This window comes from Streptomyces sp. NPDC056835, from assembly GCF_042789485.1.
In the GTDB taxonomy this organism is placed as follows: domain Bacteria; phylum Actinomycetota; class Actinomycetes; order Streptomycetales; family Streptomycetaceae; genus Streptomyces.
The window spans coordinates 1-16,956 of the sequence record NZ_JBHUBB010000056.1; the positions used below are offsets into that span (position 1 = coordinate 1).

At 70.9% G+C, this 16,956-nt stretch carries 17 protein-coding genes and 1 riboswitch; of the genes, 14 read left to right on the plus strand and 3 right to left on the minus strand.

The genetic code is table 11. The annotated features are described in order from the left end of the window. The first annotated feature begins 263 nt into the window (after window positions 1-263). Window positions 264-1,139: an RNA polymerase sigma factor SigF gene (locus tag ACFRMN_RS36945; protein ID WP_383028493.1), complete on the plus strand. Its 876-nt coding sequence runs from the start codon at window positions 264-266 to the stop codon at window positions 1,137-1,139. A gap of 117 nt (window positions 1,140-1,256) precedes the next feature. Here ACFRMN_RS36945 and ACFRMN_RS36950 read toward each other — a convergent pair whose 3' ends face one another. Beyond that, window positions 1,257-1,652, minus strand: coding sequence for an ATP-binding protein (locus tag ACFRMN_RS36950; protein WP_383028496.1), 396 nt, complete (start codon window positions 1,650-1,652; stop codon window positions 1,257-1,259). 161 nt (window positions 1,653-1,813) lie between these two features. Here ACFRMN_RS36950 and ACFRMN_RS36955 point away from each other — a divergent pair, with 161 nt between their 5' ends. From ACFRMN_RS36955 to ACFRMN_RS36965, 3 genes are all read left to right on the plus strand, one after another. Beyond that, the gene (locus ACFRMN_RS36955) at window positions 1,814-2,287 is read left to right on the plus strand and encodes an Lrp/AsnC family transcriptional regulator (RefSeq protein ID WP_383028499.1); all 474 of its coding nucleotides are present in this window, start codon (window positions 1,814-1,816) and stop codon (window positions 2,285-2,287) included. A gap of 208 nt (window positions 2,288-2,495) precedes the next feature. Continuing rightward, entirely contained in the window at window positions 2,496-3,320 is an 825-nt protein-coding gene (locus ACFRMN_RS36960; protein ID WP_383028501.1) for a carbon-nitrogen hydrolase family protein, read from the plus strand. Window positions 3,321-3,425: 105 nt separating this feature from the next. After that, entirely contained in the window at window positions 3,426-5,147 is a 1,722-nt protein-coding gene (locus tag ACFRMN_RS36965) for a flavin monoamine oxidase family protein (protein WP_383028503.1), read from the plus strand. Window positions 5,148-5,269: 122 nt separating this feature from the next. Here the strand turns inward: ACFRMN_RS36965 and ACFRMN_RS36970 are convergent, their stop codons facing one another. Further along, a complete protein-coding gene (locus tag ACFRMN_RS36970; protein ID WP_383028505.1) occupies window positions 5,270-6,199 on the minus strand; it encodes an LLM class F420-dependent oxidoreductase in 930 nt (309 codons plus the stop codon). 303 nt (window positions 6,200-6,502) lie between these two features. Between ACFRMN_RS36970 and ACFRMN_RS36975 the strand changes: the two genes are divergently transcribed. Further along, window positions 6,503-7,813: an alginate lyase family protein gene (locus ACFRMN_RS36975; RefSeq protein ID WP_383028507.1), complete on the plus strand. Its 1,311-nt coding sequence runs from the start codon at window positions 6,503-6,505 to the stop codon at window positions 7,811-7,813. 70 nt (window positions 7,814-7,883) lie between these two features. On the opposite strand, the gene ACFRMN_RS36980 is transcribed toward ACFRMN_RS36975, so the two are convergent. Then, the gene (locus tag ACFRMN_RS36980) at window positions 7,884-9,110 is read right to left on the minus strand and encodes an MFS transporter (protein WP_383028509.1); all 1,227 of its coding nucleotides are present in this window, start codon (window positions 9,108-9,110) and stop codon (window positions 7,884-7,886) included. Between the two features lie 185 nt (window positions 9,111-9,295). Here ACFRMN_RS36980 and ACFRMN_RS36985 point away from each other — a divergent pair, with 185 nt between their 5' ends. The 9 genes from ACFRMN_RS36985 to ACFRMN_RS37025 all read left to right on the plus strand — a co-directional run bounded on the left by ACFRMN_RS36985 (window position 9,296) and on the right by ACFRMN_RS37025 (window position 16,954). Further along, a complete protein-coding gene (locus ACFRMN_RS36985; protein ID WP_383028545.1) occupies window positions 9,296-10,552 on the plus strand; it encodes an ROK family transcriptional regulator in 1,257 nt (418 codons plus the stop codon). 66 nt (window positions 10,553-10,618) lie between these two features. Continuing rightward, window positions 10,619-10,749: riboswitch (FMN riboswitch) on the plus strand. Between the two features lie 201 nt (window positions 10,750-10,950). Further along, window positions 10,951-12,063: a bifunctional diaminohydroxyphosphoribosylaminopyrimidine deaminase/5-amino-6-(5-phosphoribosylamino)uracil reductase RibD gene (ribD, locus tag ACFRMN_RS36990; RefSeq protein WP_383028547.1), complete on the plus strand. Its 1,113-nt coding sequence runs from the start codon at window positions 10,951-10,953 to the stop codon at window positions 12,061-12,063. Continuing rightward, window positions 12,064-12,681, plus strand: coding sequence for a riboflavin synthase (locus ACFRMN_RS36995; RefSeq protein ID WP_383028511.1), 618 nt, complete (start codon window positions 12,064-12,066; stop codon window positions 12,679-12,681). A 65-nt stretch (window positions 12,682-12,746) separates the two neighbouring features. Further along, window positions 12,747-13,328, plus strand: a complete 582-nt coding sequence (locus ACFRMN_RS37000) for a nicotinamide riboside transporter PnuC (RefSeq protein ID WP_383028549.1) — start codon at window positions 12,747-12,749, stop codon at window positions 13,326-13,328. A 5-nt stretch (window positions 13,329-13,333) separates the two neighbouring features. Then, complete coding sequence (locus ACFRMN_RS37005) at window positions 13,334-14,623, plus strand: bifunctional 3,4-dihydroxy-2-butanone-4-phosphate synthase/GTP cyclohydrolase II (protein WP_383028551.1); 1,290 nt, start codon at window positions 13,334-13,336, stop codon at window positions 14,621-14,623. A 52-nt stretch (window positions 14,624-14,675) separates the two neighbouring features. After that, complete coding sequence (ribH, locus tag ACFRMN_RS37010; RefSeq protein WP_030355538.1) at window positions 14,676-15,188, plus strand: 6,7-dimethyl-8-ribityllumazine synthase; 513 nt, start codon at window positions 14,676-14,678, stop codon at window positions 15,186-15,188. 8 nt (window positions 15,189-15,196) lie between these two features. Further along, on the plus strand, window positions 15,197-15,469 hold the full coding sequence (locus tag ACFRMN_RS37015; protein WP_030355539.1) for a phosphoribosyl-ATP diphosphatase: 273 nt from the start codon (window positions 15,197-15,199) through the stop codon (window positions 15,467-15,469). Window positions 15,470-15,571: 102 nt separating this feature from the next. Further along, a complete protein-coding gene (hisG, locus tag ACFRMN_RS37020) occupies window positions 15,572-16,420 on the plus strand; it encodes an ATP phosphoribosyltransferase (RefSeq protein WP_383028514.1) in 849 nt (282 codons plus the stop codon). A 60-nt stretch (window positions 16,421-16,480) separates the two neighbouring features. Next, a complete protein-coding gene (locus ACFRMN_RS37025; RefSeq protein ID WP_383028516.1) occupies window positions 16,481-16,954 on the plus strand; it encodes a PH domain-containing protein in 474 nt (157 codons plus the stop codon). Window positions 16,955-16,956 lie beyond the last annotated feature (2 nt).

Consider the following 16,956-nt stretch of genomic DNA (forward strand, 5'->3'; position numbering starts at 1 on the left):
TACTGGGGCGACCCTCCGCCTTGCGATCGCACGCACCGGCCGCCTCCGAGCCCGCCCTCCGGGCGGACGGCGCTACTTTGAAGACAGGACCTAGGGCGTATTGCGAAAGTAGCGCCGTCCGCCCCCAGGGCGGGCCCGGCGGTGTCCGGCCGCCACGCTCGGCGGCCGGACACCGCATTTCCCGATCCGGCAGCGGACAGGCATGAGTGTGTGAGGAGTGGGTACACGCGCTGTGCACTGACCACGAAGCAGGGGAGGACACAGTGTCCACGGCGAGCACGGTCCCGACCGAAAGCACGCAGTACGGATCCCAGCAGCGCGCGGAGGCGGCGGAGCTGGAACTTCCCTACGTGGAGTGCCCGGCGGAAGTGGCACCCAGGGATGCGCGGGAAATCTCGAAACTCTTCTTCGCCCGACTGGCGGAACTGGAAGAAGGCACACCCGAGTTCCAGTACGTACGCAACACCCTGATCGAGCTGAATCTGGCGCTGGTCCGCTACGCGGCCACCCGGTTCCGTAATCGCGCGGATCAGATGGAGGACATCGTCCAGGTCGGCACCATCGGCCTGATCAAGGCGATCGACCGTTTCGAGCTCAGCCGTGAGGTGGAGTTCGCGACCTTCGCCGTGCCCTACATCGTCGGTGAGATCAAGCGGTTCTTCCGGGACACCAGCTGGGCCGTCCACGTTCCGCGCCGCCTCCAGGAGCTGCGGATCGATCTGGCCAAGGCGACCGACGAGCTGTCCCAGCGGCTCGATCGCGCGCCCACCACGCCCGAACTGGCCGAGCATCTCGGGCTGGAGGAGGACGAGGTCATCGAGGGCGTCGTCGCGAGCAACGGCTACACGGCCGGTTCGATCGACATGCCGACGGACGACGCGTCCGGGTCCCCGGGCCCGCTCTCGGACCGGATCGGCGCCCCCGACGCGGGGATGGAGGCGGCGGAGAACGTCCAGGCGCTCAAGCCGCTCATCGAGGACCTCGACGAGCGGGAGCGGCGCATCCTGCGCATGCGCTTCGGCGATGAGATGACCCAGTCGGAGATCGGCGCCGAACTGGGTGTCTCCCAGATGCATGTGTCCCGGCTGCTGTCCCGGATCACCGGGCGGCTGAGGGCGGGTCTGCTGGCGGTGGAGTGAGTCGCGCGTGGAGTGAATCGCGCGGGTGACATACGCGTGGGTGACATATGTGGGGGCGCTCCGCTGCCGCGGGGCGCCCCCACATATGTCCGCCGTGCCGTCGGCTGTCCTGCCCGGTCAGACGGGGGCGGTGACCGCCGGCCGCTGCCAGACCGCCAGGACACGCTTGCCGTCAGGCAGCGGTCGGACCTCGACATGGCCCGCCAGTCTCAGCACCATGTGCCAGCCGAACCCGCCGCCCCCGGAGAAGTCGGGCGTGCGCGCGACCGGCGGCTCCGGGCTGGAGTCGTCCATCTCCACGGTCAACGTCTCGTCCTCCGCGGTGAGATGGAGCCGCCACCACCCCGGGGTGTGCCGGACGGCGTTCGTGACGAGTTCCGAGACGACGATCAGCACCGCGTCCAGATCGGCCCACGGACAGTGCTGCTGAAGGAATTCGGCGGCGGCGCCGCGGGCCGCCGCGCTGTCCCGGTTCGGCGAGTCCACGACCACCACATGCGGCTCGTTGCTCATCACTGGCCTCATCTACCCCGTTGTCGGTCTTTCACCGGCATCGGCCTCATTGTGAGCCCGGCCCGACGGAGACATGTCACCGGGTCCCGCGGCCCCGTGTTCTACTTCGGTGACGCCCCCCGCCGCGCCTCAGGCCACCGCAGAGAAGTGAACAACCAGCCGTGCGACTCAACGATCTCGACGAACGCATCGTCCACGCCCTCGCCGCCGACGCCCGCCGCTCCTACGCCGATATCGGCTCCCTCGTCGGCCTGTCCGCGCCCGCGGTGAAGCGGCGCGTCGACCGGCTGCGCGCCGAGGGCGCGATCACCGGCTTCACCGTACGGGTGGACCCGGCGGCGCTCGGCTGGGAGACCGAGGGGTTCATCGAGATCTACTGCCGGCGCAAGACCTCGCCGGAAGCCATCCAACGGGGCCTGGAACGGCTGCCGGAGGTGGTGTCCGCCTCCACCGTCACCGGAGAGGCGGACGCGATCGTCCAGGTCTTCGCCGCCGATATGCGCCACTTCGAGCAGGTACTCGAACGCATCGCGGGCGAGCCCTATGTGGAGCGTACGAAGTCCGTGCTCGTGCTGTCCCCGCTGCTGCGGCGCTACTCGGGGCTTGAGGAGACCAGCAGCGGCGCCCACCGCTGAGCGATGCCGTCCACGAACAGCCCGACCCGCTTCGCACCCCCCTTCTGACCAGCGAAGACGTCTCCGCGCAACGAATCGCCGAGAGAGCCGTCGAGTACGCAATGGATCGGTGGTCGGCGCGCAACGGTCGCGTCTTGTCCGGGGCGGCGGCCGGACCGTAGCGTCGATGCCGTCGCCCCGCCCCCCTTCGCACCGCCCGAGGTCAGCCATGCCGTCGCTGCGTACCGCCCTGCTCCAGAGCTCCGGCCGACCCGGTTCGGTCGCCGGGAATCTCACGGTGCTCGACGAGGCGGCAGGCCGTGCCGCCGCCGCGGGCGCCGGGCTGCTGGTCTGCCCCGAGATGTTCCTGACCGGCTACGCCCTCGGCGACCAGGTGCCCCGGCTGGCCGAGCCCGCTGACGGTCCGGGGGCCGCGGCCGTGGCCGAGATCGCCGTACGCCATGGGCTCGCGGTGCTGTACGGCTACCCCGAGCGCGAAGACGGCGACGACGGCGAGCGGATCTACAACGCCGCGCAGCTGATCGGCCCCGACGGCACACGGCTCGCCAACTACCGCAAGACCCATCTCTTCGGCGGCTTCGAGCGCGAGTGGTTCACCCCGGGGGAGCGGCCCGTCGTCCAGGCCGAGCTGGCCGGGCTGCGCATCGGGATCATGATCTGTTACGACGTCGAGTTCCCCGAGAACGTACGGTCGCACGCCCTGGCCGGTACCGATCTGCTGCTGGTGCCCACCGCCCAGATGCATCCGTTCCAGTTCGTCCCCGAGTCCGTCGTGCCGGTCCGGTCCTTCGAGAACCAGCTGTATGTCGCGTATGTGAACAGGACGGGCCACGAGGGCGAGTTCGAGTTCGTCGGGCTGAGCTGTCTCGCCGCCCCCGACGGGGCTGTCAGGGCCCGCGCGGGGCGGAGCGAGGAGCTGGTGCTCGGAGAGGTCGACGGCGAACTGCTGCGCGCCTCCCGTGCGGCCAATCCGTATCTGCGGGACCGCGAACCCGGGCTGTACACCTCGCTCGTCCGAGCCGACCACTCCTGAGCCGACCACTTCTGAGCCGACCGCTCCTGAGCCGACCGCGAACCCGCCCGCTCGCGTACCCGCGTACCCGCCGCCCCAGCTGTACCCGCAAGGAGTCCGTACCCCATGACGTCCACGGTGCCCACCGCCGTCCAGCACGCCGACGCGCAGCCCGCCGGCGTACAGCCGCCGATCACCATGTTCGGACCGGACTTCCCCTACGCGTACGACGACTACCTGGCGCACCCCGCCGGGCTCGGCCAGATACCCGCGGCCGAGCACGGCGCCGAGGTCGCCGTCATCGGCGGCGGGCTCTCCGGCGTCGTCGCCGCGTACGAGCTGATGAAGATGGGCCTGAAGCCCGTCGTGTACGAGGCCGACCGGATCGGCGGGCGGCTGCGTACGGTCGGCTTCGAGGGCTGCGACCCCGAACTGACCGCCGAGATGGGCGCGATGCGCTTCCCGCCCTCCTCCACCGCGCTGCGGCACTACATCGATCTGGTGGGCCTGGAGACCCGGGCGTTCCCCAACCCACTGGCCCCGGGCACCCCGTCGACCGTCGTCGATCTCAAGGGTGAGTCCCACTACGCGAAGACCGTGGACGATCTGCCGGCGGTCTACCGCGAGGTGATGGACGCCTGGACCACCTGTCTGGAGGAGGGCGCGGACTTCTCCGATATGAACCGCGCCCTGCGCGAGCGCGATGTGCCCCGGATCCGGGAGATCTGGGCGCGGCTGGTCGAGAAGCTCGACAACCAGACCTTCTACGGGTTCCTCTGCGACTCCCCGGCCTTCAAGTCCTTCCGCCACCGGGAGATCTTCGGCCAGGTCGGCTTCGGCACCGGCGGCTGGGACACCGACTTCCCCAACTCCATCCTGGAGATCCTGCGGGTCGTCTACACCGAGGCCGACGACCACCACCGCTCCATCGTCGGCGGCAGCCAGCAGCTCCCGCTGAGACTGTGGGAGGACGAGCCCCGGAAGATCACGTACTGGCCGGCCGGGACCTCGCTGTCGTCCCTGCACGCGGGGAGCCCTCTGCCGGCCGTGACCCGGCTGCACCGCACCTCGGGCAACCGGATCACCGTCACGGACGCCTCCGGCCGGATCCGTACCTACCGCGCCGCGATCTTCACCGCGCAGTCGTGGCTGCTCCTCTCCAAGATCGCCTGCGACGACTCGCTCTTCCCGATCGACCACTGGACGGCGATGGAGCGCACCCACTACATGGAGTCGTCCAAGCTGTTCGTACCGGTCGACCGGCCGTTCTGGCTGGATCCGGCCGTGGACGACCGGGGCGTGCCGACCGGGCGCGACACGATGTCCATGACGCTCACCGACCGGATGACCCGGGGCACGTATCTGCTGGACAACGGCCCCGACCGGCCCGCCGTCATCTGCCTCTCGTACACGTGGTGCGACGACAGTCTCAAGTGGCTGCCGCTCTCCGCCGAGGAGCGGATGGAGGTCATGCTGAACTCGCTGCGCGAGATCTATCCCAAGGTGGACATCCGTAAGCATCTGATCGGCAGCCCCGTGACCGTCTCCTGGGAGAACGAGCCGTACTTCATGGGCGCGTTCAAGGCCAATCTGCCGGGGCACTACCGCTATCAGCGACGGCTGTTCACCCACTTCATGCAGGACCGGCTGCCCGCCGACAAGCGGGGGATCTTCCTGGCGGGCGACGACATCTCGTGGACCGCGGGGTGGGCGGAGGGCGCCGTGCAGACCGCGCTCAACGCGGTGTGGGGAGTGATGAGCCACTTCGGGGGTGCGACGGACGCCACGAACCCGGGGCCCGGTGATCTGTACGACGAGCTGGCGCCGGTCGAGCTGCCCGAGGACTGAGGGCGGCGGGGCCCGCTCCGGGAGGGGAGGAACGGGCCCTGCCGTCGTCTTCGCCGGACTCCTGCCGCTGCCTTGGCCGGATTCCTGCCGCCGTCTCCGGGCAGGGTTCCGTCGTGTGTCCGTCAGACGCCTGCCGCGCGCGCCGCCGCGTACACCTCGGCAGCCACATCGGCCAGCTCCGCCGCGTCACGCGTCGTGCTCTGCAAGTCCAGCATGATCGCCGGTACCCCCGACTCGGCGTGCGCCGCCAGGTCCTCGACGATCTGCGCCACACTGCCCTGGAAGGGCTGCCGGCCCTCACCTTCGAACGGCTTGGCGCTGTAGCGCGCGTTGGCACGGGCGCAGGCGTCGAGCGGACGCTCCCGGCCGCGCTCGGCGGCCAGCTCCCGTACCTGCCGCCACTGCTCGGTCAGCTGCGCCGCGCCCATGGCCACGGGCACCCAGCCGTCCGCCCGGTCCACCAGGCGCCGACTGGCGCGCGGGCTGCTCGCGGGCAGAAAGACCGGGATGGGGCGGACCGGCTTGGGGCCGACCACGGACGGTGCGATGGTGGTCAGCTCGCCCTCGTACGAGACCGGGTCCGGGCCCCAGACGGCCGCGCAGACGTCGAGCACCTCGTCCAGGACCGCGCCGCGCTTCTCGAACGGGGCGGCGGAGGCGGCGGCGTACTCGTCGTGCGACCAGCCTGTGCCGAGGCCGGCGATCACCCGGCCGCCGCTCGCGACATCGATCGAGGCCAGCGAACGGGCCAGCTGGAACGGTACGTGCAGGGGCGCGACCAGGACGCTCGTGCCGAGCCGGGCCCGTTCGGTGGCGGCGGCGGCCAGTGTGAGGGTGACCAGCGGGTCGGCGACGCTCCGGTACTGGTCGGGCCAGGGCAGCCCCGGTACGCCGTACAGCCCCTGGGTGGCGGGTTCGGGGAAGAGAACGCGTTCGAAGACCCAGAGACTCTCGTATCCGGCCTCCTCCGCGGCCCGCGCCACCGTGGCCACATCGCGGCCGATGTCGTACTGCTTCGTCTGCGGAAGACCGAGACCGAGGGCGAGCGGCATGTGTGCACTCCTTCGTGCGGACGGTGGGACAACTACCGTAGGACTCAATCTAGTTGAGTACTCAACTTTTGGTGTTCTGTACGGTACGGTTCCGGCCGCCCGGGACGGCGCGCAGCGCCCACCGTACCCGGGCGGACGGCCGGCCGCCCGGCGCGCCGTCCGGGCGGGGCTGCTGTCGGTTTCGTGGCCGCTGTCGTCCCCATTCATGAATCGTGCGCAGAGCATTGTCAGCGATACCGACCGCCTCTACGCTCGCACGGCCTCGTCCATGAACTTCGTTCACGTACATGATAGGAGCGCCCAGTGAGCGGAACCACCCGATGGCGTCCGGCCGTTCTGATCGCCGTCATGGCCACCGTCGCCGCCGTATTCGTCCCGGCGGCATCCTCGGCCGCGTCCCCGGCCACCGCCCAGTCCTTCGGCCACCACCACGCGAAGCCGGTGGCCCCGCGGACCGTGGTGATCGACGGCGAGCGGATGCGGCAGGCCCGTATCGCCCTCGATCACGGCGACCGCACCCTCCGCACGACGGTCAAGTCCCTTACCGCGCAGGCGGATTCGTGGCTCGGTCAGGGGCCCTGGACCGTCACCGACAAGCCGAAGCCCGCCCCCAGCGGAGATCCGCACGACTACCTCAGCCAGGCTCCGTACTGGTGGCCGTCACAGCCGAAGACCGACGCCAACCCCTGGGGCTGCCCGTACGTCCAGCGTGACGGCGAGCGGAACCCCGAGGTCGACACCGGCACCGACCGCCCCGACATCGGCAAGGTCTTCAACTCCACCACCACGCTCAGCCTGGCCTGGTACTACACGGGCAAGAAGCAGTACGCCGAGCACGCGGCGCGGATTCTGCGCACCTGGTTCGTCGATCCCGCCACCCGGATGAACCCGAACCTCAACCACGGGCAGTTCATCCCCTGCAAGTACGACGGCCGTGCCATCGGGATCATCGACTTCTCACAGCAGTACACCAGCGTCCTCGACGCCCTCGCGATCCTCGGCACCGGAGCTCCGGGCTGGACCAGCGGTGACCGCTCGGGGATGCGCGCCTGGAACACGGAGTTCCTGGACTGGCTGGTCAACTCGCCCTTCGGCAAGGAGGAGTCGGCGGCCAAGAACAACCACGGCACGTTCATGGACATGCAGGTCGCCGGACTCGCGCTCGCCACCGGCGACCGGAGCCTCGCGCGGAAGATCGTCCTGGACGCTCGTACGAAGCGAATCGACCCCCAGATCGCGGCAGACGGCAGCCAGCCCCAGGAGCTGACCCGTACGCGCAGTTGGCACTACTCGACCTTCGACCTGGTCGCCTACACGCGCCTGGCCGCCATCGGCGAACAGGTCGGCGTGAACCTCTGGGCCTATGAAGGGCCGCAGGGGCAGAGCCTGTTCAAGGCCGTCGACTATCTGCTGCCTGCCGCCACGGGCGCCGCCCCCTGGCCGCACCCCGAACTGGAGTTCAAGCGCTTCGCGGCAAGCGACATCGTCCACGCGGCGGCCGACGCGGGGGACCGCGCGGCACGCGCGGCGGTCCCGCGCCTGGAGACGCCGCCGGGGGGTGACCTCTGGGCGCTGCGGCCCGCCGCGGAACAACTGGACTCGATCGCGGGCTGAGCCCCTTATTTTCTTGGGGCTCGGTTCGCCTCCGGAAAGACGGCAGCCGGGGTGTATGGGCGCCCGGGGCTCACGCCTCGGGTGCCGGGGCCGGTGCGGGTTCGGTGGTGGGGTCGGCGGCGGTCGCCACGGTGCGGCGGTCGCCCGTGCGGAGCACCCCCGCGCCCACCATCAGGCCGCAGGCGAGCAGCGTCACCAGGCCGAAGGAGACCACGAGCGACGTCGCGTCCGCGACCGCGCCGATCGCCGAGGGGGCGATCAGCCCCGAGGTGTACGTGATGGTGGCGACACCCGCGATCGCCTGGCTCGGATTGGGCCCCGCGCGGCCCGCCGCCGCGAAGGCGAGCGGGACGACCACGGCCACGCCGAGCCCGATGCACGCGAACCCGCCCATGGCGACCAGCGGTTGCGGCGCGGTGACCACCAGGAGGCCGCCCACCACGGCCAGCGCGCCGCCCGTCCGTACGGTCCGTACCGCGCCGAACCGGTCGACCACCCGGTCGCCCGCGAGCCGCGCCACCGCCATGGTGAGCGCGAAGGCCGTGGTCGACGCCGCCGCGACACCCGGTGAGGTGTCCAGAACGTCCCGGAGATAGACCGCCGACCAGTCGAGGCTGGCGCCCTCCGCGAAGACCGCGCAGAACCCGATCGCGCCGATCAGCAGCGCGGACTTCGGCGGCAGCGCGAACCGCGGCGGCGGGTCCTCCTCGGGTGCGCTGCGCAGGTCGAGTACGCCCTGGCAGGCCAGCAGACCAAGCACCGTGAGCACGGTGGCGGCGAGCAGATGATGCAGCCGGGCGTCACTGCCCAGATGGGCCGCGAGGGTGCCGGCGGCGGAGCCGATCAGCGCGCCCGTGCTCCACATCCCGTGCAGACTCGACATGATCGACTTGTCGAGCCGGTTCTCGACCTCCACCCCGAGGGCGTTCATCACCACGTCGGAGAGGCCCGAGGCGGCGCCGTACACGAACAGGGCCGCGCACAGCGTGGCGAGATTCGGTGCCAGCGACGGCAGGGTCAGCGCGAGCGTCCACAGGGCGAGCAGCACGCGCAGCGCGTTGCGCGAGCCGAAGCGATGGCTGATCCCGCTCGCCAGCGGCATCGCGACGGACGCGCCGATCGCGGGGAAGGCGAGTGCGAGCCCGAGCTGTCCCGCGCTGATCCCGGCGTGATCCTGGATCCACGGGATACGGGTGGCGAAGCTGCCGGTGACGGCTCCGTGTACGCAGAAGACAGCGGCGACGGCGAACCTGGCCCGCCGCAACCGCTGTTTGTCGTAGACCACTTCAGCCGACATCGGCGTCCTGTTCCTCCCCTGAGAGGTGCCCGTACCCCGACCACCCGGTGACGCACCTTCGTCGGTGCCGGAGTAAATTATCAGGAACCCTGCCTGATAAATAGGCCTTAATGAGCTGGGCGCGCCAGGGTCTGTCCGCCGGACAGGTCCTGGGGGCCGCCCCGGCGATCTGGAAGGATTCCGGCATGGCCGCGTCCCCGAGCACCGCCAGAGCCATCAACGACCGGCTCGCCCTGCGACTGCTTCAGCGGGAAGGCCCGTTGACGGCGGGACAGTTGAAGACGCTGACCGGGCTCTCCCGGCCCACCGTCGCCGATCTGGTGGAACGGCTCCAGGACTCCGGGCTGGTCAGGGTGGTCGGCGAGACGGGCGACCGGCGCCGGGGCCCGAACGCGCGGCTGTACGGGATCGTCGCGGACCGTGCCCATCTCGCGGCCCTCGACGTACGGACCCACAGCGTCTCCGTCGTGGTCGCGGATCTGCTCGGCGAGACCCTGGCCGAGGCGGTCCTGCCCATCGGCAGCGACACCGCCACGGAAGCCGCCGTCGAACGGGCCGTGGCGCTGCTGGAACGTACGGCGGGGAAGGCGGGCACCGTACCCCTGCACAGCGTGGGCGTCGGCGCCCCGGGCCTGGTCGACCCGGTCACCGGCGAACTCCGCGACTCCAGCGGACTGCCCGCCTGGCACCGCAGGCTCGTCGCCGTACTCCAGGAACGACTGCCCGCCACCGTCCTGGTCGAGAACGAGACCAATCTCGCCGCGCTCGCGGAGCAGCGCCTCGGCGCGGCCCGTGGCCAGGACACCTTCGTCCTGCTCTGGCTCGGCCACGGGGTGGGCGCGGCGGTCGTGCTCGACGGCAAGCTCCGCAGGGGCGCCTCCGGGGGAGCGGGCGAGATCGCCTTCCTGCCCGTGCCCGGTACCTCACGCCTGCCCTCGGCGGTCACCTGTGACGGCGGGTTCCACACCCTGGCGGGCTCGGCCGGCGTCGCCGAACTCGCCGAGCGCTACGGCATCTCGGCCGTCCCCGCGCCACAGGAACCGCCCTCCGCCGCGCTGGTGCGCACCGCGGTGGGAGCCCTCGGGGGCGCCTCGGCGGACGGGGCGAGCGCGGGCGGGGGCGCCCCGGCGGACGAGGCCGGCTCCGCGGCGGCGTTTCTGGACGACCTCGCCGACCGGCTCGCCCTCGGTGCGGCGGCGGTCAGCGCCGTACTCGACCCGGGCCGGATCGTGCTGGCCGGCGAGGCGGGCCACGCGGGCGGCGAGGTGCTGGCGGCCCGGGTCGAGGACCGGCTGGCCACGCTGTCCCCGCTGCGTACGGAGGTCAGGGCCGGGGCGCTCGGCGGAGCGGCCGTCCTGCGCGGAGCCCTGCTGACGGCGCGGGAGGCGGCGCAGGACGAGCTGTTCGCCCCGCACGACGAGTCCCGGAGGCCGGTCCTGTGAGTCAGCCCACAACCCTGGCCCGGTTGCCCCACGAGCGGCCATGGCACACTGGTCGGGTACCAGAAGCAGCGCACTCCGGGGTCGGTGTAATTCCGAACCGGCGGTTATAGTCCGCGACCCGTCCGCATCCAGCGGCCGGTTGACCAGGTGAGATTCCTGGACCGACGGTGAAAGTCCGGATGGGAGGCAGTGCGCGGCGGGCCCTCACAGGTACGCCGCCGTCGGCGGTTCGTCCTCGGACGAGCCGGCTCTTCGGCCTCGGCGTTCCCCTGTGCGTTCCCGTTATCTCTGTCGTCATCGACAGGCCCCGGAGTCCGTGCCCGAAGAGGCAGGAGGACCCGGTGGCCACGGAAACCGACATCGTGGGCAACGCCGATGTCGTGAGCGACACCGACGCCATGCGTCGCGCCATCGCGCTCGCCGATCGTGGACTCGGTTCCACCAGCCCCAATCCGGTCGTCGGATGCGTGATCCTCGACGCTTCGGGACACCTCGCAGGCGAGGGCTTCCACCGGCGTGCGGGCGGCCCGCACGCCGAGATCCACGCCCTGCGCGCGGCCGGTGAGCGGGCCCGCGGCGGAACGGCGTACGTCACTCTCGAACCATGCGCCCACACCGGCCGTACCGGACCCTGCGCCCAGGCGCTGATCGACGCCGGTGTCGCCCGGGTCAGCTACGCCGTCGCCGACCCGAACCCGCGGGCGGCGGGCGGCGCCGACACCTTGCGCGCGGCCGGACTCACCGTCAGCCGCGGGCTCCTCGGCGAGGAGGCCGAGGCGGGCAACGCCGCCTGGCTCACCTCCGTACGCCGCGGCCGCCCCCACGTCGTATGGAAGTACGCGGCCACGCTCGACGGCCGGATCGCCGCCGCCGACTCCACCAGCCGCTGGATCACCTCCGCCGAGGCGCGCGCCGATGTCCACCGGCTGCGCGCGGAGTCCGACGCGGTCGTGGTCGGCTCGGGCACCGCGCGCGCCGACGATCCGCATCTCGCCGTACGCGGCATCGAGGGCGCCGTCCAGCCGCTGCGAGTCGTGGTCGACACCGACGCCACCGCCGTGAAGCCCGGCGCACGGGTGCTCGACGGCGCGGCGCCCACCCTGGTCGCGATCGCCGAGGACGCCGACGCGGGGGAACTGCCCGACGTCGTACGGCTGCCCCGGGCCGGTCGAGGTCTGGACATCCCCGCCCTGCTGGCCGCGCTGCACGAGCGTGGCGTCCGCTCCGTACTCCTCGAAGGCGGCCCGGCCCTGGCCGGTTCCTTCGTCGCCGCGGGAGCCGTCGACAAGGTCGTCGGCTATCTCGCCCCCGTCCTGCTCGGCGCCGGCCGTACGGCCCTCGGCGACGCCGGAATCAGCACCATCGGCGAGGCGTTGCGACTCCGGATGACGGAGACCGTACGGATCGGCCCCGACGTGCGGATCACCGCGATCCCCGAGCCCGGACCCGAGCCGGCGCCCGCACCCGCACCCGCACCCGCCATGAATGTCCCCACCACGAAGGAGCGTTGAGTGTTCACCGGAATCGTCGAAGAGCTGGGTGAGGTCACCGCCATCGAGAACCTCGGTGACTCCTCCCGCTTCCGCCTCCGCGGACCCGCTGTCACCGAGAACGCCAAGCACGGCGACTCGATCGCCGTCAACGGCGTCTGTCTCACGGTCGTGGACTTCGAAGACGGCGAGTTCACCGCCGATGTGATGGCCGAGACACTGAACCGCTCCAGCCTCGGCGCGCTGGCGACCGGCTCCCGGGTCAATCTGGAGCGGCCCGTGGCCGTCGGTGGCCGGCTCGGCGGACATATCGTCCAGGGCCATGTGGACGGCACCGGCACTGTGGTCGAGCGCACCCCGTCCGAGCACTGGGAGCTGGTCAAGGTCTCGCTCCCCGCCGCCCTGTCCCGCTATGTCGTGGAGAAGGGCTCGATCACCGTCGACGGTGTCAGCCTCACGGTCGTCGAAGCCGGGCCCGACTACTTCACCATCAGCCTCATCCCCACCACCCTCGCCCTGACCACGCTCGGCATCAAGGGACCCGGCGACCCGGTCAACCTCGAAGTCGACGTCCTCGCGAAATACGTCGAGCGGCTGCTCGGCACCGGCACGAGGCAGACCGAGGAGTCGGATCGGTGAACACCCTGTCCTGGCTGAACGGCGAGGCCTTCACGGCCTTCGGTCAGCACATCCTGTGGTCCGACATGATCGGCAACACCATCGGTCTGGCCGCCCTCGCGCTCGGCTGGCGGCGCTCGATCTGGACCTGGCCCGCGCAGTTCCTGTCCGGTGTCATCCTGGTCGGCGCGTACGCCTCCGCCCACCTCAGCGGCGGTGTCGGCAAGCAACTGCTGGTCATCGGCGTGGCGTTGTGGGGCTGGCGGCAATGGCAGCGCGGCAGGCGGCAGGCGCGGGACGGCTCGATCGCCGTACGGTTCGCCACCTGGCGCGAGCGCGGGGTGCTGCTCGGCGGTACGGCGCTGGGCACCCTCGCCGTCGGCGGCCTCTTCGTCGCCGTCCCCGATCTGTCCTGGAACCCCTGGCCCGACGCGTACATCTTCGTCGGCACGCTCGCCGCGATGGTCGCCCAGGCCCGTGGTCTGGTCGAGTTCTGGTTCGCCTGGCTGCTCGTGGACATCGTCGGCGTACCGCTCGCCTTCAGCGGCGGACTCGCCTTCTCCGGCCTCGTGTACGTCATCTACCTCGCCCTCGTCCTCTGGGGGATGCGCGACTGGTGGCTCCGCTCCCGCGTGAACACCCCGGCTCTGGAAGGAGCAGCAGCATGACCGCACTGCCTGCCCAGCCCACCTGGTACTCCACCGACAATGTCGAGGACCTTTCGCTCGACCCCGTGGAGCAGGCCATACGCGATATCGCCGCCGGCCGCCCGGTCGTGGTGGTCGATGACGAGGACCGCGAGAACGAGGGCGATCTCGTCATCGCGGCCGAGATGGCCACCCCCGAGATCATCGCCTTCATGATGAGCGAGTGCCGCGGACTGATCTGCGCCCCCATGGAGGGCGCGGAGCTGGACCAGCTCGAACTGCCGCAGATGGTCGGCCACAACACCGAATCGATGCGTACGGCCTTCACCGTCTCCGTCGACGCGTCGGCCGCCCATGGCGTCACCACCGGTATCTCCGCCGCGGACCGGGCCACCACCCTCCAACTGCTCGCCGCGGGCGACGCGGAGCCGGGCGACTTCGTCAGGCCGGGCCATGTCTTCCCGCTGCGCGCCAAGACCGGCGGCGTGCTCGTACGCAATGGTCACACCGAGGCCGCCGTGGATCTGGCGCGCCTGGCCGGTCTGCGTCCGGCCGGCGCGATCGTGGAGATCGCGGGCGAGGACGGGGTGATGCTGCGGCTGCCCGAGCTCATCCCGTTCGCCCGTAAGCACGGCCTCACGATCATCTCCATCGAGGACCTGATCGCCCACCGCCGTACCTCGGAGCCCACGGTCCGCCGCGAGGCGGAGGTACGCCTCCCCACCGCCCACGGTGAGTTCACCGCGTACGGCTACCGCTCCACGGCCGACGGCGTCGAGCATGTCGCCCTCGTCCACGGCGACCTCGGTGACGGCGAGGACGTGCTCGTACGGGTCCACTCCGAATGCCTCACCGGCGATATCTTCGGCTCGCTGCGCTGCGACTGCGGCCCCCAGCTCCAGGCGTCCATGGAGCGGATCACCAAGGAGGGCCGCGGAGTCGTCGTCTATCTGCGCGGCCACGAGGGCCGGGGCATCGGGCTGCTGTCCAAGCTGCGCGCGTACGAGCTCCAGGAGCGCGGCCACGACACGCTGGACGCCAATCTCGAACTCGGCCTGCCCGCCGACGCCCGCGACTACGCGGCGGGCGCGCGGATCCTCGACGACCTCGGGGTCCGCGGGCTGCGGCTGATGACCAACAACCCCGACAAGACGACGGCGCTCGTCCGGCACGGGCTGCGGGTCACCGGACGCGAGCCGATGCCCGTCCAGGCGGGGGAGCACAACCTCCGCTATCTGCGCACCAAGCGCGACCGGATGGGGCACGACCTGCCCTGGCTGGACGCGGTCACCGCGTCCACCTGCGACAACCAGTGACCACCCACCACAACAGCCAGAAGACCAGCGGCGAACAGCTTCGAGGAGAGACGTGAGCGGCAAGGGCGCACCCGAACTGAGTGTGAAGAACTGCGGAGACCTCCGGGTCGCCGTGATCGCGGCGCAGTGGCACGAGCAGGTCATGGACGGCCTCGTGGACGGCGCCCTGCGGGCCCTGCGGGACCTCGGCATCGACGAGCCGACCCTGCTCCGTGTGCCGGGCAGCTTCGAGCTTCCGGTCGTCGCCAAGGTGCTGGCCGGTCGCGGCTATGACGCGGTCGTCGCCCTCGGCGTCGTCATCAGGGGCGGCACCCCGCACTTCGAGTATGTGTGCCAGGGCGTGACGCAGGGCCTCACCCAGGTCTCCGTCGACACGGGCGTCCCGATCGGCTTCGGCGTGCTGACCTGCGACACCGAGGAGCAGGCGCTCGACCGGGCCGGGCTTGAGGGCTCCCACGAGGACAAGGGGCACGAGGCGGTCACCGCCGCCGTCGCCACCGCGACCACCCTGCGCACGATCGCCGAACCCTGGCGCCAGGGGGCCGCCTCCGGCCGCGTAAAGTGACCCTCACCATGTCCAAGAAGACGTTCGAGGAGCTTTTCACCGAGCTCCAGCAGAAGGCCGCCGAGGGCGACCCCGCCACCTCCCGCACCGCCGAGCTGGTGGGCAAGGGCGTCCATGCCATCGGCAAGAAGGTCGTCGAAGAGGCGGCCGAAGTATGGATGGCCGCCGAGTACGAGGGCAAGGAAGCCGCCGCCGAGGAGATCTCCCAGCTCCTCTACCACGTCCAGGTGATGATGGTCGCGCGCGGAATCTCCCTCGACGACGTGTACGCCCATCTCTGATACGCCCATCTCCGAGCACACGCGTCCCGTCCCGTTTCGTCTGATATCACCCCGTTCTGCCGTTCTGTACAACCGCCCCTTCGCACAAAGGAATCCGACCTCATGCTGCGCATCGCCATTCCCAACAAGGGTTCACTCTCAGGACCTGCGTCGGCGATGCTCCATGAGGCCGGCTACCAGCAGCGCAAGGAGTCCAAGGAACTCGTCCTGGTCGACCCGGACAACGAGGTGGAGTTCTTCTACCTCCGCCCGCGCGACATCGCGATCTATGTGAGTTCCGGCCGGCTCGACATCGGCATCACCGGCCGCGATCTGCTGCTGGACTCCGGCGCCAACGCGGAGGAGATCCTTCCGCTCGGCTTCGCGCGCTCCACCTTCCGCTACGCCACCAAGCCCGGCACCGCGGAACGCGTCGAGGACTTGGGCGGCATGACCGTCGCCACCTCGTACGAGGGCATCGTCGCCAAGCACCTCGCGGACAACGGCGTCGACGCCTCCGTCGTCCACCTGGACGGCGCGGTCGAGACCGCCATCGAGCTGGGCGTCGCGCAGGTCATCGCCGATGTGGTGGAGACCGGCACCTCACTGCGCAACGCGGGCCTGGAAGTGATCGGCGAGCCGATCATGACCTCGGAGGCGGTCGTCATCCGCCGCAGCGGCGCCGACGGCGAGGAGCCCAAGGTGCGGCAGTTCCTGCGCAGGCTCCAGGGCGTCCTCGTGGCCCGTACGTACGTGATGATGGACTACGACTGCCGCGCCGAACACCTGGAGCGCGCCGTCGCGCTCACCCCGGGCCTGGAGTCGCCGACCATCTCCCCGCTGCACAACGAGGGCTGGGTCGCCGTCCGCGCGATGGTCCCGGCCAAGGAGGCGCAGCGGATCATGGACGATCTGTACGAGCTGGGCGCCCGCGCCATCCTCACCACGGCCATCCACGCCTGCCGCCTCTGATCCCGCGCCGGTCACCCGGTCACCCGGCCACCGCACCCACTCCCGGAGGTCCGAGAACGTATGTCCGCCCCCGCGCCCCAGCCCGGTCAGTCCGGTCCGCCCGCCCTTCCGGTCACCTTCCGGCCGACCCGTACCCGGGCCGTCCTGCTGACCGTCGGCGTGGCCATGTTCGCCGTCATCACGGCCATCGGCCTGGCACTCGACCAGCTGAGCGCGGGGGAGCGGATGAGCTTCATCTTCACGGCCCTGCTGTTCCTCGGGGTGCTGGCGCTGCTCAGCCGCCCCAAGGTCGTGGCCGACGACACAGGAGTGACTGTCGTCAATATCACGCGCAGCCGCCGACTGGCGTGGGCCGAGATCCTGCGGGTCAATCTGCGGTCCGGCGACCCCTGGGTCTTCCTCGACCTCAGCGACGGCAGCAGCCTGCCGGTGCTGGCCATCCAGCCCGGAATCGCCAGGGCACACGCCATCCGTGACGCCCGCGCCCTGCGCGCGCTCGCCGACTCCCGCTCCACCGCGGCCGACCACGGCTGACC

Excerpts from the sequence above, each read along its gene's own strand:
- ACFRMN_RS36950 (WP_383028496.1), bottom strand. The coding sequence starts at position 1,652 with ATGAGCAACGAGCCGCATGTGGTGGTCGTGGACTCGCCGAACCGGGAC.
- ACFRMN_RS36960 (WP_383028501.1), top strand. The coding sequence starts at position 2,496 with ATGCCGTCGCTGCGTACCGCCCTGCTCCAGAGCTCCGGCCGACCCGGT.
- ACFRMN_RS36965 (WP_383028503.1), top strand. The coding sequence starts at position 3,426 with ATGACGTCCACGGTGCCCACCGCCGTCCAGCACGCCGACGCGCAGCCC.
- ACFRMN_RS36970 (WP_383028505.1), bottom strand. The coding sequence starts at position 6,199 with ATGCCGCTCGCCCTCGGTCTCGGTCTTCCGCAGACGAAGCAGTACGAC.
- ACFRMN_RS36980 (WP_383028509.1), bottom strand. The coding sequence starts at position 9,110 with ATGTCGGCTGAAGTGGTCTACGACAAACAGCGGTTGCGGCGGGCCAGG.
- ACFRMN_RS36985 (WP_383028545.1), top strand. The coding sequence starts at position 9,296 with ATGGCCGCGTCCCCGAGCACCGCCAGAGCCATCAACGACCGGCTCGCC.
- ribD (WP_383028547.1), top strand. The coding sequence starts at position 10,951 with ATGCGTCGCGCCATCGCGCTCGCCGATCGTGGACTCGGTTCCACCAGC.
- ACFRMN_RS37000 (WP_383028549.1), top strand. The coding sequence starts at position 12,747 with ATGATCGGCAACACCATCGGTCTGGCCGCCCTCGCGCTCGGCTGGCGG.
- ACFRMN_RS37015 (WP_030355539.1), top strand. The coding sequence starts at position 15,197 with ATGTCCAAGAAGACGTTCGAGGAGCTTTTCACCGAGCTCCAGCAGAAG.
- hisG (WP_383028514.1), top strand. The coding sequence starts at position 15,572 with ATGCTGCGCATCGCCATTCCCAACAAGGGTTCACTCTCAGGACCTGCG.
- ACFRMN_RS37025 (WP_383028516.1), top strand. The coding sequence starts at position 16,481 with ATGTCCGCCCCCGCGCCCCAGCCCGGTCAGTCCGGTCCGCCCGCCCTT.